Annotated in this window: 26 protein-coding genes; 19 read left to right on the top strand and 7 right to left on the bottom strand. The window is 61.1% G+C overall.

The window, feature by feature from the left end; translation table 11 throughout:
- Nucleotides 1–17: 17 nt before the first annotated feature.
- Nucleotides 18–551 carry a transglutaminase-like cysteine peptidase gene (locus WNY80_RS09100; RefSeq protein ID WP_342887480.1) on the bottom strand — a complete coding sequence of 178 codons (534 nt, stop codon included), beginning with the start codon at nt 549–551 and terminating at the stop codon, nt 18–20.
- Nucleotides 552–880: 329 nt separating this feature from the next.
- A complete protein-coding gene (locus tag WNY80_RS09095; RefSeq protein ID WP_342887049.1) occupies nt 881–1,678 on the bottom strand; it encodes an alpha/beta hydrolase in 798 nt (265 codons plus the stop codon).
- A gap of 194 nt (nt 1,679–1,872) precedes the next feature.
- On the opposite strand from WNY80_RS09095, the gene infC reads away from it, so the two are divergent.
- The 7 genes from infC (at nt 1,873) to WNY80_RS09060 (ending at nt 8,732) form a co-directional block, all read left to right on the top strand.
- Nucleotides 1,873–2,409, top strand: a complete 537-nt coding sequence (gene infC, locus WNY80_RS09090; protein WP_342887479.1) for a translation initiation factor IF-3 — start codon at nt 1,873–1,875, stop codon at nt 2,407–2,409.
- A 262-nt stretch (nt 2,410–2,671) separates the two neighbouring features.
- Complete coding sequence (rpmI, locus tag WNY80_RS09085; protein WP_152010794.1) at nt 2,672–2,872, top strand: 50S ribosomal protein L35; 201 nt, start codon at nt 2,672–2,674, stop codon at nt 2,870–2,872.
- Between the two features lie 37 nt (nt 2,873–2,909).
- Nucleotides 2,910–3,311 (top strand): 50S ribosomal protein L20, encoded by a 402-nt coding sequence (gene rplT, locus WNY80_RS09080; protein ID WP_342887048.1) that lies wholly within the window; start codon nt 2,910–2,912, stop codon nt 3,309–3,311.
- Nucleotides 3,312–3,475: 164 nt separating this feature from the next.
- A complete protein-coding gene (pheS, locus tag WNY80_RS09075; RefSeq protein ID WP_342887047.1) occupies nt 3,476–4,561 on the top strand; it encodes a phenylalanine--tRNA ligase subunit alpha in 1,086 nt (361 codons plus the stop codon).
- 28 nt (nt 4,562–4,589) lie between these two features.
- Nucleotides 4,590–5,111 carry a hypothetical protein gene (locus WNY80_RS09070; protein ID WP_342887046.1) on the top strand — a complete coding sequence of 174 codons (522 nt, stop codon included), beginning with the start codon at nt 4,590–4,592 and terminating at the stop codon, nt 5,109–5,111.
- A gap of 18 nt (nt 5,112–5,129) precedes the next feature.
- Entirely contained in the window at nt 5,130–7,541 is a 2,412-nt protein-coding gene (pheT, locus tag WNY80_RS09065; RefSeq protein WP_342887045.1) for a phenylalanine--tRNA ligase subunit beta, read from the top strand.
- A 276-nt stretch (nt 7,542–7,817) separates the two neighbouring features.
- Nucleotides 7,818–8,732 carry a hypothetical protein gene (locus tag WNY80_RS09060; RefSeq protein ID WP_342887044.1) on the top strand — a complete coding sequence of 305 codons (915 nt, stop codon included), beginning with the start codon at nt 7,818–7,820 and terminating at the stop codon, nt 8,730–8,732.
- A 302-nt stretch (nt 8,733–9,034) separates the two neighbouring features.
- On the opposite strand, the gene WNY80_RS09055 is transcribed toward WNY80_RS09060, so the two are convergent.
- Nucleotides 9,035–9,712, bottom strand: coding sequence for a metal-binding protein ZinT (locus WNY80_RS09055; protein ID WP_342887043.1), 678 nt, complete (start codon nt 9,710–9,712; stop codon nt 9,035–9,037).
- Nucleotides 9,713–9,950: 238 nt separating this feature from the next.
- Between WNY80_RS09055 and WNY80_RS09050 the strand changes: the two genes are divergently transcribed.
- Complete coding sequence (locus WNY80_RS09050; protein ID WP_342887042.1) at nt 9,951–11,336, top strand: nicotinate phosphoribosyltransferase; 1,386 nt, start codon at nt 9,951–9,953, stop codon at nt 11,334–11,336.
- Between the two features lie 49 nt (nt 11,337–11,385).
- On the opposite strand, the gene WNY80_RS09045 is transcribed toward WNY80_RS09050, so the two are convergent.
- Nucleotides 11,386–11,778 carry a GtrA family protein gene (locus WNY80_RS09045; RefSeq protein WP_342887041.1) on the bottom strand — a complete coding sequence of 131 codons (393 nt, stop codon included), beginning with the start codon at nt 11,776–11,778 and terminating at the stop codon, nt 11,386–11,388.
- A 258-nt stretch (nt 11,779–12,036) separates the two neighbouring features.
- On the opposite strand from WNY80_RS09045, the gene WNY80_RS09040 reads away from it, so the two are divergent.
- From WNY80_RS09040 to WNY80_RS09030, 3 genes are all read left to right on the top strand, one after another.
- Nucleotides 12,037–13,023 carry a Gfo/Idh/MocA family oxidoreductase gene (locus WNY80_RS09040; RefSeq protein ID WP_342887040.1) on the top strand — a complete coding sequence of 329 codons (987 nt, stop codon included), beginning with the start codon at nt 12,037–12,039 and terminating at the stop codon, nt 13,021–13,023.
- Between the two features lie 197 nt (nt 13,024–13,220).
- Entirely contained in the window at nt 13,221–13,928 is a 708-nt protein-coding gene (locus WNY80_RS09035) for a class I SAM-dependent methyltransferase (protein ID WP_342887039.1), read from the top strand.
- Entirely contained in the window at nt 13,925–14,281 is a 357-nt protein-coding gene (locus WNY80_RS09030; RefSeq protein ID WP_342887038.1) for an EamA family transporter, read from the top strand. The genes WNY80_RS09035 and WNY80_RS09030 overlap by 4 nt, the downstream gene beginning before the upstream one ends.
- Nucleotides 14,282–14,295: 14 nt before the next feature.
- Here the strand turns inward: WNY80_RS09030 and WNY80_RS09025 are convergent, their stop codons facing one another.
- Nucleotides 14,296–15,306, bottom strand: coding sequence for a glycosyltransferase (locus WNY80_RS09025; RefSeq protein WP_342887037.1), 1,011 nt, complete (start codon nt 15,304–15,306; stop codon nt 14,296–14,298).
- Between the two features lie 106 nt (nt 15,307–15,412).
- Between WNY80_RS09025 and WNY80_RS09020 the strand changes: the two genes are divergently transcribed.
- From WNY80_RS09020 to WNY80_RS08990, 7 genes are all read left to right on the top strand, one after another.
- Nucleotides 15,413–17,266, top strand: a complete 1,854-nt coding sequence (locus tag WNY80_RS09020) for a hypothetical protein (RefSeq protein WP_342887036.1) — start codon at nt 15,413–15,415, stop codon at nt 17,264–17,266.
- Nucleotides 17,267–17,428: 162 nt separating this feature from the next.
- The gene (mepA, locus tag WNY80_RS09015; protein WP_342887478.1) at nt 17,429–18,439 is read left to right on the top strand and encodes a penicillin-insensitive murein endopeptidase; all 1,011 of its coding nucleotides are present in this window, start codon (nt 17,429–17,431) and stop codon (nt 18,437–18,439) included.
- A gap of 145 nt (nt 18,440–18,584) precedes the next feature.
- The gene (locus tag WNY80_RS09010; RefSeq protein WP_342887035.1) at nt 18,585–18,962 is read left to right on the top strand and encodes a methylglyoxal synthase; all 378 of its coding nucleotides are present in this window, start codon (nt 18,585–18,587) and stop codon (nt 18,960–18,962) included.
- A gap of 72 nt (nt 18,963–19,034) precedes the next feature.
- On the top strand, nt 19,035–20,060 hold the full coding sequence (locus tag WNY80_RS09005) for a glucokinase (RefSeq protein WP_342887034.1): 1,026 nt from the start codon (nt 19,035–19,037) through the stop codon (nt 20,058–20,060).
- Nucleotides 20,061–20,210: 150 nt separating this feature from the next.
- The gene (locus WNY80_RS09000) at nt 20,211–21,992 is read left to right on the top strand and encodes an ABC transporter ATP-binding protein (protein WP_342887477.1); all 1,782 of its coding nucleotides are present in this window, start codon (nt 20,211–20,213) and stop codon (nt 21,990–21,992) included.
- 17 nt (nt 21,993–22,009) lie between these two features.
- Complete coding sequence (gene dapB / locus WNY80_RS08995) at nt 22,010–22,819, top strand: 4-hydroxy-tetrahydrodipicolinate reductase (protein WP_342887476.1); 810 nt, start codon at nt 22,010–22,012, stop codon at nt 22,817–22,819.
- Nucleotides 22,820–22,848: 29 nt separating this feature from the next.
- A complete protein-coding gene (locus WNY80_RS08990; RefSeq protein ID WP_342887033.1) occupies nt 22,849–23,484 on the top strand; it encodes a 2,3-bisphosphoglycerate-dependent phosphoglycerate mutase in 636 nt (211 codons plus the stop codon).
- 92 nt (nt 23,485–23,576) lie between these two features.
- Here the strand turns inward: WNY80_RS08990 and WNY80_RS08985 are convergent, their stop codons facing one another.
- Nucleotides 23,577–24,464 (bottom strand): bifunctional helix-turn-helix domain-containing protein/methylated-DNA--[protein]-cysteine S-methyltransferase, encoded by an 888-nt coding sequence (locus tag WNY80_RS08985; RefSeq protein WP_342887032.1) that lies wholly within the window; start codon nt 24,462–24,464, stop codon nt 23,577–23,579.
- Between the two features lie 117 nt (nt 24,465–24,581).
- Entirely contained in the window at nt 24,582–25,052 is a 471-nt protein-coding gene (locus tag WNY80_RS08980; RefSeq protein ID WP_342887031.1) for a DUF2244 domain-containing protein, read from the bottom strand.
- A 115-nt stretch (nt 25,053–25,167) separates the two neighbouring features.
- Here WNY80_RS08980 and nth point away from each other — a divergent pair, with 115 nt between their 5' ends.
- Complete coding sequence (gene nth, locus WNY80_RS08975) at nt 25,168–25,917, top strand: endonuclease III (protein WP_342887030.1); 750 nt, start codon at nt 25,168–25,170, stop codon at nt 25,915–25,917.
- Nucleotides 25,918–26,069 lie beyond the last annotated feature (152 nt).

Below are 26,069 nucleotides of genomic sequence, written 5' to 3'. Positions count from 1 at the left end.
AGTCTGCCCTGAACGAGCTATTTCAGCGCGCCGACCAGAACGTCTGAACCGTTCTCGATGGTGACCCAGCGGCCGGAATTGTTCGATGCCTGGCGCTTGAGGTAGCTGTAGGGGGTTTCCCGCCAGTTCTTGACTTCGTCGACCAGGTTGTCGAGCACGAAATCGCCTTCGGAGGTCCTCAGCGTCAGCACAGCATGGCCTTCGCCATCGGGCTTGCGAACCACGGTAATCAGGGTGTCGGCTGGCGAAAAACCGCGCTCGATCAGCATGTGGCGCTTGAGCAGCACGTAATCTTCGCAGTCACCGGCGACGTTAGGATAGGTCCAGACCTCTTCCTTGCCGAACATCTCGAGATCGGTCTTCGGCATCACCGAAAAATTGACCGCACGGTTGATTTCCCGGATCACGTCCCAGCCGTAATCGGTCACCTTCGGCGCGGCGCCCGATCCTTTGACCGGCTCGCATTCGGAAGAAAATTTCTTGCAGAATTCGTAATGCCCGATCGGTTGCGAGGTCACCCGCCCAACTTGCATCGAAAGCTCGGAAGCCATCGCCCCCGCTGGCAGTACAATCGACGCCAACAGGGCAATCATTGCCCGCTTTGTTCGTCCCGGTCCGCAAAACATTGCCGGTTTACTCCACGCCGTCCGATTTCGTTAACAAAGAGTTAAGATCGTATGGGCGGAAGAGTCAATTGCATGTCCCCATCCTTGTCGAGACATGGTTACCGGCCGCGGCTTTTGCATCACACCTGCCGGCAGGTGCTGAAAGTGTACGGTTTTGGAGCAGTCCGGAGACGGGCGCCAGTCTTTCGATCGCAAGGCCAAAGCCTGGCGGAAACCACCCGTCCCACAGCAGTCTGAAGCAAAAAGAGGCCCTGTCAGCGCCTGGTTGCAATCCCGTCCACGGCCGACAGAATGCGCGCGATATCCTCGTCCCGTGACAGCCGGTGGTCGCCGTCGCGGATCAGCGTCACGGTGACATTCTCCGAAGGCAGGTGCTCGACAAGTTTGAGCGCATGGCGCCACGGCACATCCGGATCTGCCATGCCCTGGACGATGTGAACCGGCGCACCGGTCTCGATCAACCCGTCCAGCACCCGGTTCTTGCGCCCGTCCTCGAACAGCGCCCGGGTAAACACGTTCGGATCGGGCCCGTAGGGCGTGGGTTCTTCGTAAAAACCGTCCCGCTCGAGCGCCTGGCGCTGGGCATCGGTCAGCTCCGGCTCCATCAGCTCCAGTGTGAAATCCGGCGCCGGCGCGATCAGCACCAGACCCGCCACCCGGTCGCCCTGGCCGCGCGCATTGAGTTCCTGCACCATGCGCAGCGCGATCCAGCCGCCCATCGACGAGCCGACAAGGATCTGCGGTCCCGAGGTGTAATGGTCGAATGCCGCCAGGCTTTCCTCCAGCCATCTCGAAATTGTGCCGTCACGGAAGCTGCCGCCCGAAGCGCCGTGTCCTGAATAGTCGAACCGCAGGCAGGCCTGCCCGTTGCGCCCGGCCTGCTGGCACAGCGCCGCGGCTTTCGAGCCGGTCATGTCCGAGCGGTAGCCGCCGAGCCAGACCACGCCTGGCAATCCGGCGCCCTTTTCTGTTGCCTTGCGGGTCAGGGCCGCGATCGGGCGCTTGTCTGCGCCCGTTCCCACGTCCAGCTTGCTGGCGACTGGTTCCGTCATCTCTGCTGTGCTCCCGGTTTCGTCGATTTCGCCTGTTTTACAAGATTCGCGCGCCCGTAACTGGCCCTGTGGTGATTTTTTCGCAAAGCCGTGCTATTGACACCGGCCTGCCGATGACGACATTGCGCTCGAGACATACATACTCGCGTGCCGCAACCGGCGGAATTTGACGAGTTAACCAGGAGACCAAAACCATTCGCAGACCATTTAGAGCGCCGCCAACCGCCAACGAAGGCCCCCGCGCGAACCAGAATATCCGGACCCCGACGGTCCAGCTCATCGACTCCGAAGGCCAGAACCACGGCGTCGTGCCGACCGAGCAGGCGTTGGCCATGGCCGAAGAGGTTGGCCTTGACCTTGTCGAGATCAACTCCGCGGGTGACGTGCCCGTTTGCAAGATCGTTGATCTGGGCAAGCTGAAATACGCGTCCCAGAAGAAAGCCTCCGAGGCGCGCAAGAAGCAGAAGACCGTCGAGGTCAAGGAAATCAAGATGCGCCCCAACATCGACACGCATGATTATGACGTGAAGATGCGCGCCATGAACCGCTTCTTTGACGAAGGCGACAAGGTGAAGGTGACCTTGCGGTTCCGTGGCCGTGAAATGGCCCACATGGAACTCGGCATGAAGCTTCTCCAGAAGGTCAAGGATGACACCGTCGAGATCGCCAAGGTCGAGGCCGAGCCGAAGCTCGAGGGTCGTCAGATGATGATGGTTCTGGCGCCGAAATAACACCCGGAACAGCCTGATGCAGACCGGTCCGGCGAGTGCCAGGGCCGGTTTTTGCTTTAATCACGCTGATTCAGTCGAACGCCCGTTGCGCTTTTCTCAGGCTACGGCTATAAGGCGCGCGTTCAAACCGGCCGGCAGGGCATGCCGAGGCGGTTTCAAACGCTTGATGCATTTGGGGTCTTCTTCCACTTGCATCTCACCCAACAAGAAATGGCCCTGTGGTGTCCACAAGACACCCTGAGGCCTGACAAGGAGTAGCGAAATGCCCAAGATGAAGACGAAATCGTCTGCCAAGAAGCGGTTCAAGATCACGGCGAGCGGCAAGGTCCTCGCTGCAGCCGCCGGCAAGCGCCATGGCATGATCAAGCGGTCCAACAAGTTCATTCGCGACGCACGCGGCACCATGGTTCTTTCCGAGCCTGACGCCAAGATCGTCAAGAAGTTCCTCCCCAACGGCCTCTGAGCAGAGCCGGGACCAGCGATTTTAAGGAGATCATGATATGGCACGTGTAAAACGGGGCGTTACCGCCCACGCAAAGCACAAGAAGGTTCTGAAGAAAGCCAAGGGCTTTTACGGACGCCGCAAGAATACCATCCGCGCAGCCAAGGCTGCCGTCGACAAGTCGATGCAGTACGCCTACCGCGACCGCAAGGTCCGGAAGCGGAATTTCCGCGCTCTCTGGATCCAGCGTATCAACGCTGCCGTCCGCGAGCACGGCCTGACATACGGCCGCTTCATCGACGGTCTGACCAAGGCCGGCATCGAGGTCGACCGCAAGGTGCTGTCCGACATGGCGATCCATGACGCGGAAGCATTCGGTGTGCTCATTGCCTCTTCCAAGAAGGCGCTTGAGTATCTCAAGGATTCGACGAAGAACGAATTTGAAAGCGCTGTCGCCTAAGCCAGCGTTTTCCCGAACACAGAGTTTGAATTTTGGGATCCCGCGCTGGCACGGCTGGCGCGGGGTTTTTTCGTTTCAGAACCGGGCAATCGCCTGTTTCTCGAGAGTGCCAATTCGTTTAAGCACGGGCCAACAGCCCCGCCAGATACGGACAGTCAAAGACCATGAGCCAGTACCAGACGCTTGAAACCTCCATCATGGACGAGATCGCCGCAGCCGCGGATGAGGCGGCCATCGAGGCCGTGCGGGTCGCGGCACTCGGCAAAAAGGGCTCGGTGTCCGAATTGCTCAAGGGCCTCGGCAAAATGACGCCCGATGAACGCCAGGAGGCCGGCCCGGCGATCAACGGTCTCAAGGCCCGCGTTGCCGATGCCATTGCCGCCCGCAAGGCCGAACTGCGAAACGCAGCCATCACCGAGCGGCTGGCGCGCGAGACCGTCGATGTCAGCCTGCCTGTGCGCTCGTCTCCGGCCGAGCGCGGCCGCATCCATCCGATCAGCCAGGTCATCGACGAGATCACCGCGATCTTCGCCGACATGGGCTTCTCGATTGCCGAGGGTCCGGATATCGAGACCGACTACTACAATTTCACCGCGCTCAATTTCCCCGACGGCCATCCGGCGCGCGAAATGCACGACACGTTCTTTTTCCAGCCGAACGCAGATGGCGAGCGCAAGGTGCTGCGCACCCACACTTCGCCGGTTCAGATCCGCACCATGGAAGCGCAGAAGCCGCCGATCCGCATTGTCATTCCGGGCAAGACCTACCGGCAGGATTCCGACGCCACCCACTCGCCGATGTTCCATCAGCTCGAGGGGCTGGTAATCGACAAGACCGCCAATGTCGGCCATTTGCGCTGGGTGCTGGAAGAGTTCTGCAAGGCCTTCTTCGAGGTCGACAACGTCACCATGCGGTTCCGGCCGTCCTTCTTCCCCTTCACCGAGCCCTCGTTCGAGGTTGATATCCAGTGTGACCGCACCTCCGGCCCGATCGTCAAGTTCGGCGAAGGCACCGACTGGATGGAAATCCTCGGCTGCGGCATGGTGCATCCCAATGTATTGCGCGCCGGCGGGCTTGATCCCGACGAGTACCAGGGCTTTGCCTGGGGCATGGGGATCGACCGCATCGCCACGCTGAAATACGGCATGCCCGACCTGCGCGACTATTTCGACGCTGATGTGCGCTGGATCAACCATTACGGCTTCCGCCCGCTCGACATGCCGACATTGTTCAGCGGCCTGAGCGCGTAATCCACCAACCAAGAGATCGGCAATTCACATGGCAAATCTGGAAATCAAATCTGACGCCGACATTGATCAATGGATTGCGAACCATGAGCGTGCCGGCAAGACGCGGTCCACCTTGTATCAGGAGCTGATTGTCGATCGAAACCGGCGCCATGGAAAAGGCCTGGACCTGGCAACGTCGATAGCGGCGCTGACCAGGTCCGCCAAGGAAAAGCGGTATATCAGCTATGGTGATCTGGCGGCCGCGAATGGACTGACGTGGAGCAAGGCCCGTCTGAGAATGAACGGCAAACACGGGCACATGGACGACCTTCTTGCCTACTGCCATTCACACGAAATGCCTCTGCTGACGGCCATAGTGGTTGGGAGAGACCATCTCGACAGTGGTGAAATGGATGATGAGACCATCAACGGGTTCGTTGCAGGAAGCCGCCGGCTTGGAGTTTCCGTCTCTGAACCGGTCGCGTTCCTGAAGCAATGCCAAAGCGAATGTTTCGAATGGGCTGCAAGGCAGGCTGATGCCCCTGATGTTGCAGACACCGTCGAAGAATAATGGTCCGAGGAAAATAGAATGAAGTTCACACTCTCCTGGCTCAAGGATCACCTTGAAACCGACGCCTCGCTGGAACAGATCTGCGAACGCCTGACTGCAATCGGCCTCGAGGTCGAGGATGTCGATGACAAGGCGGCCTACCAGCCCTTCACCATTGCAAGGGTGATTTCCGCCGAGCCGCACCCTGACGCCGACAAGCTGCGCGTGCTGATGGTCGACAAGGGCGACGGCAAGCCGGTGCAGATCGTTTGCGGCGCCCCCAATGCCCGCGCCGGCCTGATCGGTGCGCTGGCCGAGCCCGGCACCTATGTCCCCGGCATCGACGTGACCCTGTCCGTCGGCAAGATCCGCGGTGTCGAAAGCCATGGCATGATGTGCTCGGAAAGAGAGCTCGACATGTCCGACGAGCATGACGGCATCATCGACCTGCCGGAAGATGCGCCGGTGGGCACATCGTTTGCCGCCTATGCCGGGCTTGATGATCCGGTCATCGAGATCAATCTGACGCCGAACCGTCCCGACTGCACCTCGATCTACGGCATCGCCCGCGATCTGGCAGCCTCCGGCCTCGGCAAGCTGAAGACACCGAAAGCACCGGATTTCGCCGTCGAAGGCGAGACCACGCAGGAGATCCGGATCGTGCTCGACGACGAGAGCCTCTGCCCCGGCTTTGCCTGGCGGCTGGTGCGTGGCGTCAAGAACGGCCCGAGCCCGAAATGGATGCAGAAGCGGCTTCTGGCCATCGGCCTGCGTCCGATCTCGGCGCTGGTCGATGTGACCAACTACATGACCTTCGACCAGGGCCGGCCGATGCACGTCTTTGATGCCGACAAGGTCAAGGGCGACCTGGTGGTGCGCCGTGCCCATGAGGGCGAGGAAATAGTGGCCCTCGATACCCGCACCTACACGCTCAACCCGACCAATGTCGTCATCGCCGATGACAATGGCCCCGAATCCATCGGCGGCATCATGGGCGGCGAGCATTCGGGCTGTGATGAGAACACCACCAATGTGCTCATTGAATCCGCTCTCTGGGATCCGATCAACATCGCCAAGACCGGCCGCAGCCAGGGCATCATCACCGATGCCCGCTACCGCTTCGAGCGCGGCGTCGATCCCGAGTACATGGTCCCCGGCCTTGAGCGCACCACCGAACTGGTGCTCGCAATGTGCGGCGGCAAGGCAGCGGCGTCCCGGGTCACCGGCTACAAGGGCCATGACAAGAAGGTCGTCGAGTTCCCCTTCGCCGAAGTCGGACGCCTGACCGGTCTTTCGGTGTCCAACGAGGAAGCCACAGGTATCCTGACCGGCCTCGGCTTCGAGGTCTCCGGGTCCGGCGAGACCGTCTCCGTCACGGTGCCGTCCTGGCGCCCGGATATCGATGGCAAGGCAGACCTGGTCGAAGAGGTCATGCGCATCCACGGCGTTGACAACATCAAGCCGCAGCCATTGTCCTCGATGGGCGCGGTCAACAAGAAGATCCTGACCACGCTGCAGATCCGCACACGCAATGCCAAGCGCGCGCTGGCTGCACGCGGCATGCTCGAGGCTGTCACCTGGTCGTTCATTTCCGAAGATCAGGCAAAGCTGTTCGGCGGTGGCAGGCCCGAGCTCAAGCTCGCCAACCCGATTGCCGCCGAGATGTCCGACATGCGGCCCTCGCTGCTGCCGGGCCTGATTTCCGCCGCAGGCCGCAATGCCGCCCGCGGCTATGGCGATGTGGCGCTGTTCGAGGTTTCCGGAACCTATGAGGACGACACGCCGAAAGGTCAGCGCCGTGTTGCAGGCGGCATCCGCCGTGGCACCGCCGGCCTGACCGGATCCGGCCGCCACTGGGATGGCGCCGCCAAGCCGGTCGGCGTGTTCGACGCCAAGGCCGATGCGCTGGCCGCTCTTGAAGCCTGCGGCCTGCCGATGGCCAATGTCCAGATCGAACAGGGTGGCCCTGACTGGTACCACCCCGGCCGTTCCGGCCTGATCAAGCTCGGCCCGAAGGTGGTTCTGGGGCATTTTGGCGAGTTCCACCCCAACACGCTCGATGCGCTCGATGTCTCCGGTCCGCTGTGCGGCTTTGAAGTCTTCATCGACAGGATTCCCGAACCCAAGCGCAAGGCGACCCGCACCAAGCCGGTGCTGGAGCTTTCGGCGTTCCAGGCGCTGCGCCGCGATTTCGCCTTTGTCGTCGACAGCACTGTGCCCGCCGCGACGCTGATCCGCGCCGCGCAAGGTGCCGACAAGCAGCTGATCGCTGGCGTCAATGTCTTCGACCTGTTCGAAGGCCCGTCGCTCGGCGAAGGCAAGAAGTCGGTCGCCATCGAGCTCACCATCCAGCCGCGCGACCGCACCTTGACCGAGGAAGATCTCGACAAGCTGGCGAAATCCGTCATTGCCAATGTCGAAAAATCCTCCGGCGGCGTGCTCAGGGGGTAACCTCCACGCAATGCAAATGAGATGTAATATCAAAATAAACGGATTCACAACGTGAATCTGGTGTTGTAGGCTCTTTAGCGGGAGGATTAAGGCGATGGCTAATGTGGACGATATGACAGTTGTTTCTGGCGCATCTCGCGTAGTTGAATTGGATGAGCGGCTTGAATCCGCCTTGCGGACTATTAACAATGGAGCTCACCGAAATGGAAGGATGCGGCCATATCCGGGTCAAGGGGAGTATGTCCCAACTTATGTGTCCGCAGGTACCAGTGAAAAGTGAGCAAGAACTGGAATCAGGTATATGAGGATATCGCCGACGAAGGGCGTAAGAGAAAAAACCCTCACGATATCGTACGAAATCGCTATCTCGATGAGTTAACAAAAAAGACCGGAAGAAATGCGATTTGCTATTACTCGGGGTGGCTCGAAAAGAATGCCCCGCAATTTTCCAACGTAGTTAGTATCACGGACGAAGATAAAAACGGGTTTATGGCATGTTTTCATGGCTTAGACACCAAAATGGGGCTGGATCTCTTTCTCCATTCTCCGGGTGGAAGTGTCGCTGCTACTGAATCAATCATACATTACTTACGAAGTAAATTTGGACGAGACATTAGAGTATTTGTGCCCCAGCTGAGCATGTCTGGTGGGACCATGATAGCCTTTTGCGGCAAAGAAATATGGATGGGTCGGCATAGTAATCTCGGCCCTATCGATCCGCAGTTCGGGCCGCAACCTGCGACCCTCGTTTTGCAAGAAATCGAGACCGCCTTGGCCGAAATAAAGGATGATCCAGATCGAATACATATTTGGCGTCCAATTTTCGAGCAAATTCCACCGACTTATTTAAGTGCGTGTAAGAATGCGATTCGTTGGTCAAAGGAAATTGGTCGCAAAGCGCTGTTCGACGGCATGTTTTCTGAAGAAGAAAATAGTGAAGAATTAGTCTCAAAAATCGTTGATTATTTTGCTGATGCTGATCATCAAATGCATCATAGTCGTCATATTCATCGGGAAGATTGCGAGAATGTCGGTCTTAAAATAATGCATTTTGAGAATGATCAAATAATGCAAGATTTGATATTGCCGATTCATCACTCTCTTATGTTCGCATTGATGAATACTGCTGCCGCTAAAATTATCTGTAATCAGAACGGTATACTTCATCAGATTAATGTCGGAATCGAGTAGTAATTGTCATATGACATGAATCTGCATTTCGGCAGATACAGATTGGCGCGTTTCCCGCAGTAGCCGCCCGAACGCAGGCGATTTCGGGCTATGTCGAGGCCCGGTCAATGGGTAAGCACGATCATGTGCTGCTCTTCGGGTTGCAGCTAATCCATAATGCCTTCGACTAGGCCCTTACGCATCATTGAAGGATGATTTCTGCTGCTAATCTAAGGCTGTAGCGGGATGGGTGCCTTGGCGGCGCTCTTTGCTACAAAGAGCGCCGCTTTTGTGTCAGGGCGTCACTCGCTCGCTGTAAGCAATCAGTGACCCAGCATGTCCTCGACAATATCGTCTGCTGTCATGTTAGACGGAAAGTAAGTCGGCCAGTTGGTGACTTCTTCCAGCAGGGCCGCGCGATCGTCGCCGAAGTAAAGGTGGTAGTGACCTGCCTTGTTCGGAGCGATGGCATGATCGCTGAACTGGATGAACATCGGCGCCGCGTCGTCGCCGGCGGTCTTCTTGAAGATGTAGCGGACGCCGCGGTTTCCCTTCTTGTAGGTCAGGATCTCATGCCCGTCGGATGCATAATGCGCCTGAGCGGGATTGCCGTCGCGATAGAAAGTCAGGATGTTGCCATTGATGTCGATGCGCTCGACATCCGTCTTGTAGCCGGCCTGATAATAGGCGCGATATTCCTCGACGGTTTTCTCGCTCTCTTCAGCCTTGTGCGCCAGAACCGGGTCGAGTGAACCGTCAAGCAGATAGGGATAGGCGGACTGCCACTCGCCTTCCCAGTCTGAAAGCGTTCGGGCCTTGATCTGGCTGTCCTCGAAATAGCCCCGGTAGATGTCATCACTTTTCCCTGACTCCTCGGCATGACTGTGGCTCTTGTCGGACGCCGCCAGTGCTGAAATGTCTGCCAGCGCCGTAGCTGCAATCAGCATCGCACAACCGATGCCCAGGGCCCTGCCGTAACTGACAATGAAATTGTTTCGCATGTCTAAAACCTCGATCGTTGAAGGAGAGTTCACTCCCAATGGATACGTCATGTAATAACGTAACATTGCTCGAATAACGTCGGCTCCGGTGTTTTGCAAGCCCACTGTTCGAAGATTCGCGCGCGGTTGCGCAGGCTCACCTTGTGCCGCGGCGCGGCAGGGAAATTTCTGACGTGAGGTAGGCGAACCGTTGTCCGGCAGTCTATAAGCGAAGCGAACCTGTGTGAGAAATGGACCCATGAACCTGATCCTGAATTCTGACAGCTACAAGTACTCGCATTTCGCGCAGTATCCGCCCGAAACCGCGGCGATTTCGGCCTATATCGAGGCCCGGCCCGGCGGCAAGCACGATCATGTGCTGTTCTTCGGGCTGCAGATGTTCCTCAAGGACTATCTCTCCCGCAAGATCACCATGGCCGATGTCGACGAGGCCGAGGAGATGATCACCGCCCATGGCCTGCCGTTTCACCGTGAAGGCTTCGAGAAGATCGTCACCCGTCATGGCGGTCATTTCCCGCTGCTGATCGAGGCACTGCCCGAAGGCATGGTCGCGCCCACCGGCACGCCGCTGGTGCAGGTCAGGAACACCGACCCGGATTTCTTCTGGCTGCCGACCTTCATCGAGACCGCGCTTTTGCGCGCCGTCTGGTACCCTTCCACGGTCGCAACCGTTTCGCATGGCGCGCGCCAGATCATCGCAGCCTCGCTGGAACGGACCTGCGATACGCCCGACGAAGTGCTGCCGTTCCGCCTGCATGATTTCGGCGCCCGCGGCGCCACCTCGCTCGAGCAGGCCGGCATTGGCGGCGTCGCTCATCTGGTCAGCTTCATGGGCACCGATACCGTCAGCGCGCTGGTCTATGCCCGGCGCTTCTATCACGAGCAGATGGCGGGCTTTTCCATTCCCGCCGCCGAGCACTCGACCATGACCAGCTGGGGCGAGGATCGTGAGACAGAAGCCTACCGCAACATGCTCACCCAGTTCGCCGGTCCCGGCAAGATGGTCGCTGTCGTCTCCGATTCCTACGATCTCTACCGCGCGGTCAAGACCATCTGGGGCGAGGAACTCAAGGCCGAGGTCGAGGCGTCGGGCGGCACCCTGGTGGTCCGGCCCGATTCCGGCGACGCCACCCGCGTACCCGTCGACACCGTGCAGATGCTGGGCGAGATCTTCGGCTTCTCGGTCAATGCCAAGGGCTACAAGGTGCTCAACCCGGCGGTGCGGGTGATCCAGGGCGACGGCGTTACCCCGGAGACGATCAAGATCATTCTCGGCCGGCTCGAGGACAAGGGCTGGTCGGCGGAAAACATCGCCTTCGGCATGGGCGCCGGCCTGTTGCAGAAGGTCAACCGAGACACCTTGCGTTTTGCCATGAAAGCCAATGCCCGCCAGGATGATGACGGCCAGTGGCACGGCATCAACAAGAATCCGAAGACCGATCCCGGCAAGGCATCGAAACGCTACCGTCAGGCGGTGGTGCGCGAGAACGGAACCCTGCTCGCCGTGCCGCTCAAGGATATCGGTGAGCGTGAAAATCTTCTCAGGCCGGTCTGGCAGGATGGCGAACTGCTTGTCGACTGGACCTTCGCCCAGATCCGCGAACGGGCGGCATCCGCCGGGTAGGTGTCCAGGTGTCCGGATCAGTTCCTGTCGATACGGGAAAGCGCGCCGCTTACTGGTCCGGCCCGGGCGCTGGCCCGAACACGAAGCGGGAATAGCCCAGATAGGCAAATGCGGTCGCCGATCCCGATCCGAAGATCAGCGCCACGTAGGGCGAGATGCCCGGCAGCAGAAGCAGCAGACCGGAATAGACCGAATAATTGATCACTGTGGACACGAGGCCGACGCTGCCATAGCGCACGCCTTCGACCGCCACTTTCCTGTGTGACGCGCCGAAGGTGAACGTGCGGTTGATGATGTAGCTGCACACCAGCGCCGATCCGATTGCCGGCGCACGGGCGGTGAATGGATCAAGCAGCTTGAAATGCAGCAGCAGCCAGAGCACGCCCATATCCACCACGAAACCCACGGCACCCGCAAACAGGAAGAATGAGAGTTTTTTCATGAAGCGGGGTTTCGGCTTTCGGGTTTGGCAGCCAGAGCCTCGGCCCGACCGGAATTTCGGGAGTCCTCGCCCACAATGCCGCCAGCGTCAACCCGCGCAAGGCCAGGATCTCCACAAATCATGCTCCCATATCCCCCGAACCGGGAAGGGAATGCAACCCGAGGTGTTGACATACCCCGCATCCGGCGGGCTTGAATGCGGCTGATCCGATGCCGGGCCGTTTGCCGCCGCGCATTTGCAACAAAGGGAGGAATGAACATGTTTCGATGGGGAATCTTGTCCACCGCAAAGATCGGCCGCGAGCATGTGATTCCGCAATTGCAGGACTCTGAGAACGGCGTGGTGACCGCCATCGCCAGCCGCGACCATGCCCGCGCCCGGGCGCTGGCCGACCGGTTCGGCGTTCCGCTGGCGTTTTCCTCCTATGAGGAGTTGCTGGCTTCACCGGAAGTCGACGGCATCTACATCCCGCTGCCCACGTCGCAGCACATCGAGTGGTCGATCAAGGCGGCCCAGGCCGGAAAGCACGTGCTGTGCGAAAAGCCGATTTCGCTCAAGGCCGGCGAGATCGCGCCGTTGATCGCCGCCCGTGATGCCAGCAACGTGCTGGTCAGCGAAGCCTTCATGGTCACCTATCACCCGCAATGGCACAAGGTCCGCGCGCTGATCGCGGAAGGTGCCATCGGCCGCCTGCGTCATGTCCAGGGCGCCTTCAGCTATTTCAACACCGATCCCGACAACATGCGCAACAACGCCGAGCTCGGCGGCGGCGGGCTGCCCGATATCGGCGTCTATCCGACAGTAGCAACCCGCTTCTCCACCGGCCGGGAGCCGTTGCGGGTGCAGGCAACCGTCGAGATGGATCCGGATTTCGGCACCGACCGCTACGCCAGCGTCAAGGCCGACTTCGGCGAATTCGAGATGAGCTTTTATTGCTCGACGCAGATGGCTGCGCGCCAGCTGATGGTCTTCCACGGCGAGGATGGCTTCATCGAGGTCACCGCACCGTTCAACTCGGGCGACTATGGCCATCCGACCGTGCGGCTTGAAAGCCGTGGCCATGATCAGGCCACCACCTTCCGCTTCGGCGGGGTGCGCCAGTACCGTCTCGAGGCCGAAGCCTTCGTCCGCAAGGTCCAAGGCGGCGATGACGAGGTGTTCACGCTCGAACAATCGGTACTCAACCAGAAATTCATCGACGCCGTCTATCGCGCCGCCGAGCATGATGGCTGGGAAACCGTCTGACCCGATTTTTGGCGCGTGCACGGCCGCCGGCAAGGGCCGTGTTTGCAACTGGCAAGGGCCTGATGTATGCAAATTGCCCGTCCGGCACGTGATTGGCCGAATCAGTACTGTCGTCTAAATATTTGATTTGAATGCAATATTTAGTTCTTCTGGGCGGCGGTTATTGGTTGAAGTCAAACAGCGGGGCGAGCAGAAACATGAACCGGGAACAGACCAACAGGATCAGGTTTGCCATTGAGGAATTGCTGCCGCCGATCATCCGCGATTCTGCCTTGTTCACCGGGCTGGCCCGCATGGTCTGGGGCAAGCATATCGACAAGCTGGCGGATTTTCGCATCCGTGCACCGTTCCTGACGCCCGAGGAATATGAGGCGCTCTACACCAGGCATCCGCGGGTTCATGACGAAACCGACAACTCCAGGGCCTGCATCGACGAAATTGCCGCGGGCCTGATCGGCGACAGCATCTGCGATGTCGGCTGCGGCACCGGATATCTGCTCAGGGAGCTGGCGCAGCGGCGCAACGAAACGCCGCGCCGTTATGTCGGGGTCGATTTTGTCATTCCCGAGCATTTCAGCGATGAGGGACTGGAATTCGTCAAAGCCCCGATCGAACACCTGCCGTTTGAGGACGGCGAGTTCGACACCGTCATCTGCACCCATGTGATCGAGCACATTCTGGATTACCGGCGGGCGCTTGCCGAGCTGCGGCGTGTCGCGCGCAAGCGGCTGATCATCGTCGTGCCGCGCGAGCGGGAGGCGATCTACACCTTCAACCCGCATTTCAACTTCTTCCCCTACAAGCACAGTTTCCTGCGCGCCATCCAGCCGCTCGGTCATCAGTTCGAATGCATCGACATCGGCCGTGACATTTATTTCATGGAAGACAGGACGGCCCCGCTATGATGAAGACATCAACGCTGGCGGGTGTCATCGCCGTGCCGTTGGTCATCTCGGTTGGCCAGATCCTGTTCAAGCGCTCGAGCCAGACGCTTGGCGGGCCGGATGGACCGTTGTGGGGCCTGATCACCAGCCCGCATTTCTGGATCGCGCTGGTGATGTACGGGCTGGCGACGGTGGCCTGGGTGTTCGTCATCCGCGACATGCCGATCGGACGCGCCTACATGTTCATGGCGCTGTCCTATCTCTACATTCCGCTGCTGTCGCTGGTGTTCCTGTCCGAAACGATCTCGGTCACCCAGATCATCGGCGCATTGATCATCTGTGTCGGCATCGTTGTCAGCGGACTGAAAGCCTGATCGGGCGAGGCGTTCTAGGCTACCTTTCGCGGTTTCCGGACTGGTTTGTCCGGTTGCGCGGTCAAGACTGCCGTATCGAGCCGGTTGCTCGGCGCCGGCGCGATCGACATGTAGTGAAACCGCTTTTGCTCAGCCCGTCCCCGCGCCACCGAATCCAGGATCACCCCGGCCGAGAAGATCATCAGCGCCATCATCATCAGCGCCATCGCCAGCACCCATGTGGGCATCCGCGTCACCAGGCCGGTGAGGAAATACTCGTTGAACACCGGCGCCATGAATATCATCGACACGCCGAACGTGATGCCACTGAGATAGCTGAAGAACGTGAACGGCCGGGTTTCCTTCATCAGCATGGCGAACATCCAGAGGATCTTCGCCCCGTCCTTGAACGTTGACAGCTTGGAGTGCGAGCCTTCCGGCCGTCGTCCGTAATCGAGCGCCAGTTCGGTCACCGGGATCTTCAGCACCGAGGCATGCACGCTCATCTCGGTCTCGATTTCAAATCCGCCGGAAACCGCCGGAAAACTCTTGGCAAAACGGCGCGAGAACGCCCGGTAGCCGGAAAAGATGTCGGTGAAATCGTTGCCGAAGATGGTCTTGTACAGCGTGTTGAAGATCGAATTGCCGAATGCATGGCCGCGCCGGCCTGCATCATCGGTAACCCCGCGGCGGGTGCCGACAACCATGTCGCAGCGTTCGGTCAGCAGGGTGCGGATCAGTTCGGGCCCGTCGCTCGGTGCATAGGTGCCGTCGCCATCCGCCATCAGGTAGATGTCGGCCTCGATGTCGGAAAACATCCGGCGGACCACATGGCCTTTGCCCTGGCGCGGTTCACGCACCACGATCGCACCGGCAAGCGCCGCGCGCAGTGCCGTCTGGTCCTGCGAGTTGTTGTCGTAGACATAAATCCTGGCGCCGGGGATAGCCGCGCGAAATCCGGCGACAACATCGCCGATGGTCGCCGCTTCATTGTAGCAGGGCAGAAGCACCGCGATTTCGAGGCCTTCAAGCAAACCGTCCGTCATGGGAGTCCCCGTAAGCTGCGGGCCATGATTGCCCGTGGCTTTACTATTTCTTGAGAAGGTTAAGGCTAGGTTGAATGTGTCGGACAAATTTGCGTTGGAGTTCCCATTGACCAATACCAGCCCTGTTGCCGGGGAGCCCGGCCTTGTGTCTGCCGGCAGGGTCGAACGGCCACACCGCATCAGCCCTCTGGCACCGCTGCACCGGCCGGTTCTTCTGACCTTCCTTGCGTTGATCGTCGTGACGACAACCATGCATTTTACATCCTACGTGGACTATGTCGGCGCCGACAATGACGATGTCATGCGGCTGGTCGAGGTTCGCGACTTGCTTGCCGGGCAGGGATGGTTTGATCTCATGCAGTACCGGCTGGGGCTGGATGGCGGCACCTTGATGCACTGGTCGAGATTGATCGACCTGCCGATCGCCAACCTGATCCTGCTGTTTTCGCTTTTCATGAGCCCACTCCACGCGGAAGCCTCGGCGCTGTTTCTCTGGCCGCTGCTTACGACCTTGCCGATTTTTTACGCCCTTGGCGTGGGTGGCGGAGTGCTGGCCGGGACGCAAGGCCGCCTGATGGCGCTCGCGCTGGCTTTTCTCTTCGTGCTCGGGGTCAACCGGTTTCAACCGGGGTCGATCGATCATCACAATGTCCAGCTCGGGCTTATCGCCATCATCGCCGCCTGTCTCATCCTGCCAGGTCGTCCGCCGGCTGCCCATGCGATTGCCGGTGTGGCCGCGGCGCTGGCCATCGCCATTGGCGCCGAGACCACACCGCATGTCGTCGTCGCCGCCACCATCGTCGCGGTGCAATGGCTCTGGCTCGGCAATCGGGTGAAAGCCGCAGCGGGCGCTTTCGCGCTTGCCATGGCCGCCACCCTGACCGCCGTGTTCTTTCTCACAGTTCCGCCGGCCCGCTACGGTCTGGTTGCCTGTGACGCCCTGTCGACCGGTTTCTATTCTCTCGGCGTCATCGGCGCGGGGAGCTTTTTCCTGGCTGTGTCCGCGGTCTCCGGGCAGGGCTTTGCATATCGCCTGACCGCCCTCGGATTTGCCGGTGCGGCTACCCTTGGCGCCGCGCTGGTGATTGCGCCGCAATGTCTTGGCAATCCGCTTGGAAACCTTGACCCGTTGCTGGTCAGCATGTGGCTCGACAGCGTCACCGAAGCCCAGCCGGTATGGTCGCAATTCCGCGAGGACCCATGGACCGCCGGCGGATTCTACATGGTGCCGGTGCTGGCAATGGGCCTGTGCATGTGGCGGATCCATCAGCGCCGCAATGTCCAGGCTTACGGTGTCTTGCTGGCGCTTCTGGCCGTGTCCTGGGCCATCGCCCTGGTGCAGGTTCGCGGTGCGGTTTTCAGCAACCTTCTGTCGGCGATCCCGATGGCGGCATTCGTCGCCGGCATGCGGACGCGGGCAAATGCCGATCCGGCAAACCTGCGCAAGGGGCTGGCCTTTGCCGGTTCCGCGCTGGTAGCCGTGCCGTTCGTCTGGGCGCTGTCCGGGGCTCTTCTGTCGATGGCGGTGGAAAAGGTCTCCGGCAAGGAGGTGAGCGGCCTTCCGGAGCGGGAAGAGAAGATCTGCACCGATGCCGCTGCCATGCAGTACCTTGCCAGGGAGCCGGCAGGTGTGGTTGCCGGGCCGTCAAATCTCGGCGCGCATATCCTGCGGTTTACCCATCATCGCGTGCTGGCGGCTCCTTATCACCGCAATCAGGGTGGAATGCTCACCGAGCTGCATGCAGCCATGGCAACGCCGAAGGATTCGGTCAAGTTTCTGCGCGGAGCCGGCGTGACGGTCGTCGCGTTCTGCAACAGCGATCCGCAAATCCCCACCATCACCGCCGTTGCCCCTGATGGGCTGTATGCGCAACTGGGCAAGGGAATCATCCCGGCCTGGCTCGAACCCGTGCCGGGAACACAGGACCAGCCGTTGCAGCTGTTCCGCGTCAGGCCATGAGGCGAAGCCAGCGGCGGCAAGCCGCAGTGTTCCGCAACGCCGCGGCACGCTACTCTCGGGTAAGGTGATGAGCGTATCATCTGTCCGATAGCCTGGAGACCGCGCCCCATGAACCCCGTCAGCACCCTCGTGACAGTTACCCGCCAGACCATGCTTGTCGCCATGATCGCAATCGTCGCCAGTGCTGCAGGCATGCAGACGGCTATGGCCGATCAGCCGGCCAAGCAGGTTTTCGGCGCCGCGAAACTGCCCGCCGTGCTTCCCGCCCGCGCCATCGGTTTTTACTCCAAGGGCTGTCTTGCCGGCGGCATCGCCATCCCCACGGACGGGCCGACCTGGCAGGCAATGCGGTTGTCGCGCAACCGGCGCTGGGGGCATCCCGACCTGATCGCCCTTGTCGAGAAGCTGTCGCGCGAGGCCGCCGCAAAAGACGGCTGGCCCGGGCTTCTGGTCGGCGATATCGCACAGCCGCGTGGCGGCCCCATGCTCTCGGGCCATGCCTCGCATCAGGTTGGCCTCGATGCCGATATCTGGCTTACGCCGATGCCTCAACGCACACTGACCGCGGCGGAACGCGAGAACATTTCCGCGACGTCCATGCTCAGGAAGAACACGCTCCAGGTCGATGACCGGGTCTGGACCCCGGCCCATGCCCGGCTCCTGATGCGGGCGGCAAGCTATCCTGAGGTCGAGCGCATTTTCATCCATCCCGGCATCAAGAAGAAGCTCTGCGATACCTGGAAAGGGGATCGCTCGGCGATGGGGAAGCTGCGGCCCTATTACGGCCACCACTATCACTTCCATATCCGCATCAAGTGCCCGCCCGGCACCAGCGGTTGCCGCAGTCAGAACCCGCCGCCGTCAGGATCGGGATGTGACAAGTCTCTCGCCTGGTGGTTCACCGACGAGCCCTGGGCTCCTGCAAAACCCAAGAAGAACGACAAGCCAAAGCCCAGGAAGCGCGAGATACAGTTGTCGGATCTGCCGCAGGCCTGCTCTGTCGTGGCGGCCGCCCCCGGCCCGGCATCGGAGGCCGAAGTCACGTTCGGAGCCGACCCGATTGCCCGCATCGCCAGGGCGAATGCGAACGCAGCCGGTGTCGCGGCATCCGCCTTCCCGGCTGTTCCCTTGCCGGGACGCATCCCATTGCCTGTGCCCCGGCCGGTCAACTGATCGTTTCGGGCAGGACTGTCATCGAAATTTCGCAATCGCGACGGCTTTTGTTTGCCGAGGGGACAAGCTATAGAATGGCTTGTCAAATCGATTGAAAATGATGAATTCGGCATTTTTGCCGGCTTCTTCCGGATGATGGGCCACCATGACCGTTCAAAAAGCTGTCGCACTGATCGCGCATGACCAGAAGAAAGACGATCTGGCGGATTTCGCCAGGTCGCATCAGAAAGCCCTTTCGCGCTTTCCGATTGTTGCCACCGGCACCACCGGCAGCCGCATTGCCGAAGCCTGCCCCGATCTCGAGATCAAGCGGCTCAAGAGCGGACCGCTGGGGGGTGACCAGCAGATCGGTGCTTTGATCGCCACTGGCGATGTCGGCCTCGTCATCTTTTTTGTCGATCCGCTGACGGCGATGCCGCATGATGTCGACGTCAAGGCGCTGATGCGGCTTGCCATCGTCTATGACATTCCGATGGCGCTCAACCGGGCGACGGCCGATACGTTGCTGAAAGCGCTCGGATAACACGCGGGACCTTACCCGGCGCCGCCTGCCGGACCGCGCCACAACCAGATCAGGCACTACAGGGACCACAGCATGCCCATTTCCCACGACACCGAACATTTCATCGCTTTCCCGATCCTGATTGGCGACATCGGCGGCACCAATGCCCGTTTTGCCATCCTGACGGATGCAAATGCCGAGCCGAAGGAATTCCCCATCCTCGCCACCGCCGACTACCCGACCATCGACGAGGCGATCCAGGCGGGGGTGCTCGACAGGACGTCGCTCCAGCCCAGATCGGCCATTCTCGCGGTGGCGGGCCCCATCAAGGGCGACGAGATCGATCTGACCAATTGCGACTGGGTGGTCCAGCCCAAGGTGATGATCCGCGATCTCGGCTTCGAGAATGTCACCGTGATCAATGATTTCGAGGCGCAGGGGCTGGCCGCGGCTTCGCTCGGGCCGGAATATCTGGAAAAGATCGGGGGTGGCGAAATCCGTCCATCGACCTCGCGTGTCGTGGTCGGGCCAGGCACCGGCCTTGGTGTCTCGGGTCTCGTACACGCGCGTCACACCTGGTTCCCGGTTCCCGGCGAAGGCGGACATGTCGACATCGGCCCGCGCACGAAACGGGATTATGAGCTGTTTCCGCTCTATGAAACCATCGAGGGCCGCGTTTCCGCCGAGCAATTGCTGTGCGGACGCGGAATGATGAACATCTACCACGCCGTCTGCAAGGCCAACGGCGTCAAGCCCACGGCCGAGACCCCGTCCGAAGTGACCGCCCACTGGTCGGAAGGCGCTGACCCGGCAGCCGTGGAAACGATCGAGCTGTTTGTCACCTATCTTGGCAGGGTTGCGGGCGATCTGGCGCTGATTTTCATGGCCCGCGGCGGTGTGTTTCTCGCCGGCGGCATCGTTCAGAAAATCCTGCCTGCCCTCAATCAGCCGCGTTTTCGCGAGGCATTCGAGGACAAGGCGCCGCACACCGGCATCCTCAGGACGATACCGACATTCGTCATCACCCATCCGCTGGCAGCACTGTCTGGCCTTGCGGCCTATGCCCGCACCCCTGTCCGTTTCGGCGTTGCGACCGAAGGCCGTCGCTGGAAAGCATAGGCAAACGGAATTCAACCCGCTATAGAGCCGCCATGAACAGCGCGGGGAGACTCCCGGCTGGTTTAGACGGCGGTCTTGGCTGAGCGCCTGACAGGATGACACGACGTGAAGCTCGGCAGGAACATCAAGCAGGATGTGCAATCGCTAACGATGGTGATCCGCCGGATCATCCGTGAGAACGGCCGCGATTACATCAAGACCTACATATTCGCGGCCTTTTGCCTGGCGCTGGTCGCCGCTTCCACCGCCTTCATGGCCTGGATCATGGAAGCCGTCATCGATGAGGCTTTCGCCAAGCGAAACACCGACATGATCTGGATGATCTCCGGTTCGGTGCTCGGCGCCTTCGTTATTCGCGGCGCGGCGTCCTACGGCCAGGCTGTGGCATTGGCGCAAGTCGGCAACAATCTCGTCGCCCGTTACCAGCAGCGCCTGATCGACCATCTGATGAGCCTCGGGATGAGCTTTTTCGGCGACACCCGCTCGGCCCAGATCGCAGCCCAGATTTCCCAGAATGTCGCCGGCATCCGCGATGTCATGAACCTGACGATCACCTCCTTCGCCCGCGATCTGCTGACCCTGGTCGCACTTGTGGTGGTCATGGTGACCAAGGACCCGATCCTCAGCGCAATCGTGTTCATCGGCGCGCCGCCGGTGCTCATCGGGCTGCGCTATATCTCCAAGCGGCTCAGGAGCGCCACGCGCGACTCGATCGATCTCAACAGCCGTGTTCTCAGCGCCATGCAGGAGACAGTGCAGGGCATTTCGATCGTCAAGGCCTTCACGATGGAAGAGCAGATCAGCGCCCGCACGGCCGAGCTGATCAAGTCTGCCGAAGAGCGATCCAACCGCATTGCCCGGCTGACCGAACGGACATCGCCGCTTGTCGAAACCATCGCCGGCCTGGCGATATCCGGCGTCATCGCCTATGCCGCCTTCCGCTCGATCTACGGCAATGTGCTGCCCGGCGCCTTCTTTTCCTTCATCACGGCGCTGCTGCTTGCCTATGATCCGGCCCGGCGGCTGGCCCGGCTGCAGGTCAATCTCGAGCGTGCCGTCGTCAACGCGCGAATGATCTACGAGATCCTCGATCAGCAGCCGACGCAGGGCGACCGCCCCGATGCCGGAACGCTTCCGGTCAAGGGCGGCGAGATCGAATTCCGCGGCGTCGGCTTTGGCTATGGCAGCGGCGACGTCGTCCTCGACAATGTGAGCTTCATCGCCGAGGCCGGAAAGACCACGGCCATCGTCGGGCCGTCGGGCGCCGGCAAGTCGACGCTGATCTCGCTTGTGCCGCGGTTTTACGATCCGGCCTCGGGCCAGGTCCTGATCGACGGCACCGACATCGCCACCGTCACCAAGAAGTCCTTGCGCCACCAGATCGCCTATGTCTCCCAGCAGCCCTGGCTGTTCGAAGGCTCGATCCGCGACAACCTGCGCTACGCCCGGCCCGATGCCACCGATGCCGAAATCGAGGACGCGGCAAGGCTTGCCAATGCGCACGAGTTCATTCTTGCCCAGCCGCAAGGCTATGACACGATGCTCGGCGAGAACGGCGTCAACCTCTCGGGTGGCCAGCGCCAGCGCATCTCGATCGCCCGCGCGCTTGTCCGCAATGCGCCGATCCTGCTCCTCGACGAGGCGACGTCTGCGCTCGACAACGAATCCGAAGCCGCAGTGCAGAAGGCGCTCGAGGGGGCCATGCGTCACCGCACCGTGCTGGTCATCGCCCACCGGCTTTCGACAATCGCCCGCGCTGACCGTATTGTTGTCATGCAGGCAGGCCGGGTCGTCGAGATCGGCACGCACGCGGATCTGATCGCCAACAGGGACGGTCTTTATGCCCGTCTCCAGGCCTACAGCGAAACCGGCGGCGACATGGTTCACAAGACCACCAGCGCCGCAACGGATACCAACGGAGGCAAGCCATGACCACACCAACCGGAAGCATGGGGCTCATCGTTGTCGGAGCCGCCGGCCGCATGGGCCAGGCGCTGATCCGCACCATCGCCGAGATCGATGGCGTCCACCTGGCCGGCGCCGTCGAGCGCCCCGGATCGGATGTGCTCGGCAAGGATGCCGGTGAACTGGCCGGCCTCGGTCCAAACGGCGTCACAATCACCGACGACGCCCTGCCGGTCTTTGCCAGGGCCGAAGGCGTGCTCGATTTCACCGCGCCCGCAGCGACGCTCGAATTCGCCGATCTCGCCGCCCAGGCGCGCATCGTCCACGTCATCGGCACCACCGGCATGGATGAAAGCCACGAGGCCCGGCTAGAAGCCGCGTCGCGCCATGCCCGCATCGTCAAGTCCGGCAACATGAGCCTCGGCGTCAACCTGCTCTCGGTGCTGGTGCGTAAGGCCGCCAAGGCACTCGATGCGAGCGACTGGGACATCGAGGTGCTGGAAATGCATCACCGGCACAAGGTCGATGCCCCTTCGGGCACAGCGCTCTTGCTGGGTGAAGCCGCAGCCGAAGGCCGGGAAATTGCGCTTGCCGAGCACTCGGTCCGGGTCCGCGATGGCCACACCGGTCCGCGCGAGCCCGGCAGCATCGGCTTTGCCACCCTGCGCGGCGGCTCTGTCATCGGTGACCACTCGGTGATCCTGGCCGGCGAGGGCGAAACCGTCGAGCTGACCCATCGCGCCACCGACCGCTCGATCTTTGCCCGCGGCGCCGTCCGCGCAGCCCTCTGGGCCCGTCATCAGAAACCGGGCTATTATTCCATGCTCGATGTGCTTGGCCTCGCCGGTCAGTAATCCCAACCGCCTGAACAAAGGAAGTCATCATGTCCGGAACGCTCGTCCTCGTCCGCCACGGCCAAAGCGAATGGAACCTGAAAAATCTGTTCACCGGCTGGAAGGACCCCGATCTCACCGAACTCGGCGTCGAAGAAGCCAGGACCGGAGCCCAGGCCCTGAAAGACACCGGCCTCAAGTTCGATGTCGCCTTCACCTCGGTTCTCATCCGCGCCCAGCATACGCTCGACCTGATCATGGACGGCATCGGCCAGACCGACCTTCCGGTGATCCGCGACGAGGCATTGAACGAACGCGATTACGGCGATCTGGCCGGTCTCAACAAGGATGATGCGCGCAAGAAATGGGGCGAGGAGCAGGTCCACATCTGGCGCCGGTCCTACGACGTGCCGCCGCCCGGTGGTGAAAGCCTGAAGGACACCGGCGCCCGCGTCTGGCCCTACTACATGACCGAGATCCTGCCCCGCGTGTTGCGCGGCGAGACCGTGCTGGTCGCAGCCCATGGGAATTCCCTGCGCTCGCTGGTGATGGTGCTCGACCGGCTGACCCGCGACCAGATCCTCAAGGTCAATCTCGCCACCGGCGTGCCGATCGTCTACAAGCTCAACGCCGATTCCACCGTCGCTTCCAAGGAAGTGCTGGGCGACATGTCCAAGGCGCACTGAGCCTGAAACCCAAATTTACGGCACCCAATCTCCCCTTTGCGGGGGAGATGTCACGAAGTGACAGAGGGGGGTGTCCGCCCCTGTTTCAGTTTCTACTGGCCACCCGACTGCACGCAGCCGCTTTCCCACCCCAGCATCGCCCGTTTGCGGGTGATGCCCCAGTGGTAGCCGGTGAGCTGGCCGGATTTGCCCAGCGCCCGGTGGCACGGCACGACAAACGAAATCGGGTTGCGCCCGACCGCCGCTCCCACCGCGCGCGAGGCTTTTGGCTTGCCGATGGCCCGCGCCACATCCTGGTAGGTCGAGGCCGTACCCAGCGGAATTCTCAGTAGCGCCTCCCACACCCGCACCTGGAAATCCGTGCCGATCATGACGATGCGCAACGGCTGGTCGGCGCGCCATTGTTCAGGCGAGAAGATCCGGGCCACATAAGGGGCGGTCATTGCCTGGTCCGGCAAAAACCGGGCGCCGGGCCAGCGTTTTGTCATGTCCTCGAGTGCCGCTTTCTCCTCGCCCGGATCGGCGAAGGCGAGACCGCACAGTCCGCGCTCCGTCGCCATGATCACGGCTGTGCCGAATGGCGAGGGGTGAAATCCGTAGCTGATCGCGAGCCCGGCGCCGCCGGTCTTGAAATCGCCCGGGCTCATCGCCTCGTGGGTGACGAACAGATCATGCAGTCGCCCCGGCCCCGACAGGCCAAGCTCATAGCTTGCATCGAGTAGCGGCAGCCCCTCATCACCGAGCAGCCTGCGCGCGTGGTCGAGCGTCACCGCCTGCAGGAAGGCCTTTGGCGTCAGCCCGGCCCAGCGGCTGAAGGTTTTCTGCAGCTTGCCCGGCGCCACGCCGAGATCTGATGCGATTTCTTCCAGCGACGGCTGCGCCCGGTAGTCGAGCGAAATCCGTTCGATGGTCTGGCGGACGAGATCGTAGTCATCGCCCTTCGGGGTGATATCGCGGTCAAGCTGGGCGGTTACGGTCATGAGCAGGCTCCTCGCAGCGGCTAAAAATCCGCCGCAGCACGTTTGGCAACAGGCTCAATCAATCATGCGTGCAGCTTTGCCGCCACCCGAAACACGCCGGCTCTCCGACAAAACGCCTCAGCGCTTCTTGATCGTCGCCAGCGCACGCTGGAAGGCGGAGGCGAAGCTTTCCTTGTCGTCGGGATTGAGAAACGAACCGACTTCGGTCTGCCGGCCCCGGCTGCTGATATGCATTTGGGTGATGCCGATCTCGTCATGGCGATCGATGCTGAACCGTGTCCAGAACGGGTTGAAGCGGTGATCGACCGCCCGGCCCGACGGCGAAACCTTCTTCACTTCCAGGTCGGTGCGCGACATGCGGATGAACTCGCGCATCCGCCCGGAGCGGTAGCTCAGCACGAACGCGCCGAACAGCAGCGCCAGGTCGAGCCCGAAAAACGCGAACACCGGCCAGGCCCCGACCCTGGCGAAAATCACCATGTGGATGGCTGTGATGACGGTCGCGAGCGTCATCAGGATCACGAACCCGGCCCGCCCAAGCGAACGGTGCGGGCTCAGGACCGCGCTGAAAAGTGGTTCGTCGTTCATGGGCCGTCCGGTCTCCATTGTGCGTGGTTTGCCATTGTCCCTGCATCATGATTATAGGGATGGAATGGAAAAGCCCAAGAGCCCGAAGCAAGTCAAAATGTCGCCGCAGTCCCGTATGGCTGCGAAAACGCCGGTTCCAGGCAAGACGGCGGCCAGGCGCAAGCCCGCGGTCCGCCGCAGCCCGATCCCCTACACCAAGGAAGAGATCCGCGAGATATTCCGCCGCTTCTCTATCCAGCGGCCCGAACCCAAGGGCGAACTCGAGCACGTCAACCCGTTCACGCTTGTTGTCGCCGTGGCGCTGTCGGCGCAGGCCACCGATGCCGGCGTCAACAAGGCGACGCGGGCGCTGTTTGCCGTGGCCGATACGCCCGAGAAGATGCTGGCGCTCGGCGAGGACAAGGTCCGCGACTACATCAAGACCATCGGGCTCTACCGCAACAAGGCGAAGAACGTCATTGCGCTCAGCCGCAAGCTGGTCGACGAGTTCGGCGGCGAGGTGCCGCGCACCGAGAAGGAACTGGTCACGCTGCCCGGTGTCGGCCGCAAGACCGCCAATGTGGTGATGTCGATGGCCTTCGGCGTGCCGACGCTCGCCGTCGATACCCATGTCTTCCGCATCGGCAACCGCCTGAAGATCGCCCCGGGCAAGACCCCTGACGAGGTCGAGGCCGCCTTCCTCAGGATCATCCCGGAAGAGTACCTGTTCCACGCCCATCACTGGCTGATCCTGCACGGCCGCTATTGCTGCAAGGCCCGCAAGCCCGAATGCGAACGCTGCGTCATCGCCGACATCTGCAAGTCACCCGAAAAGACCGTCGATGTGCCGGCGCCGCTGGTGGAACTGCCTCAGCAGATTGTGTGAGGGGGGAATTAGCGTTTTGCTGGGGTGCAATGACCGGATCGGCTGCTTGGAGGATTAGCGACGTAGCCTTTCCGGTTTCCGCCCTTCGCAGATACGGGACCAGATGAACTGTCCAAATACCGTTTATTGACTTTCCGCGCTGACTGACGCGG

It is taken from the genome of Hoeflea sp. AS16 (assembly GCF_038900095.1).
In the GTDB taxonomy this organism is placed as follows: Bacteria; Pseudomonadota; Alphaproteobacteria; order Rhizobiales; family Rhizobiaceae; genus Hoeflea.
This window is presented reverse-complemented; position numbering and strand designations above follow the sequence as displayed.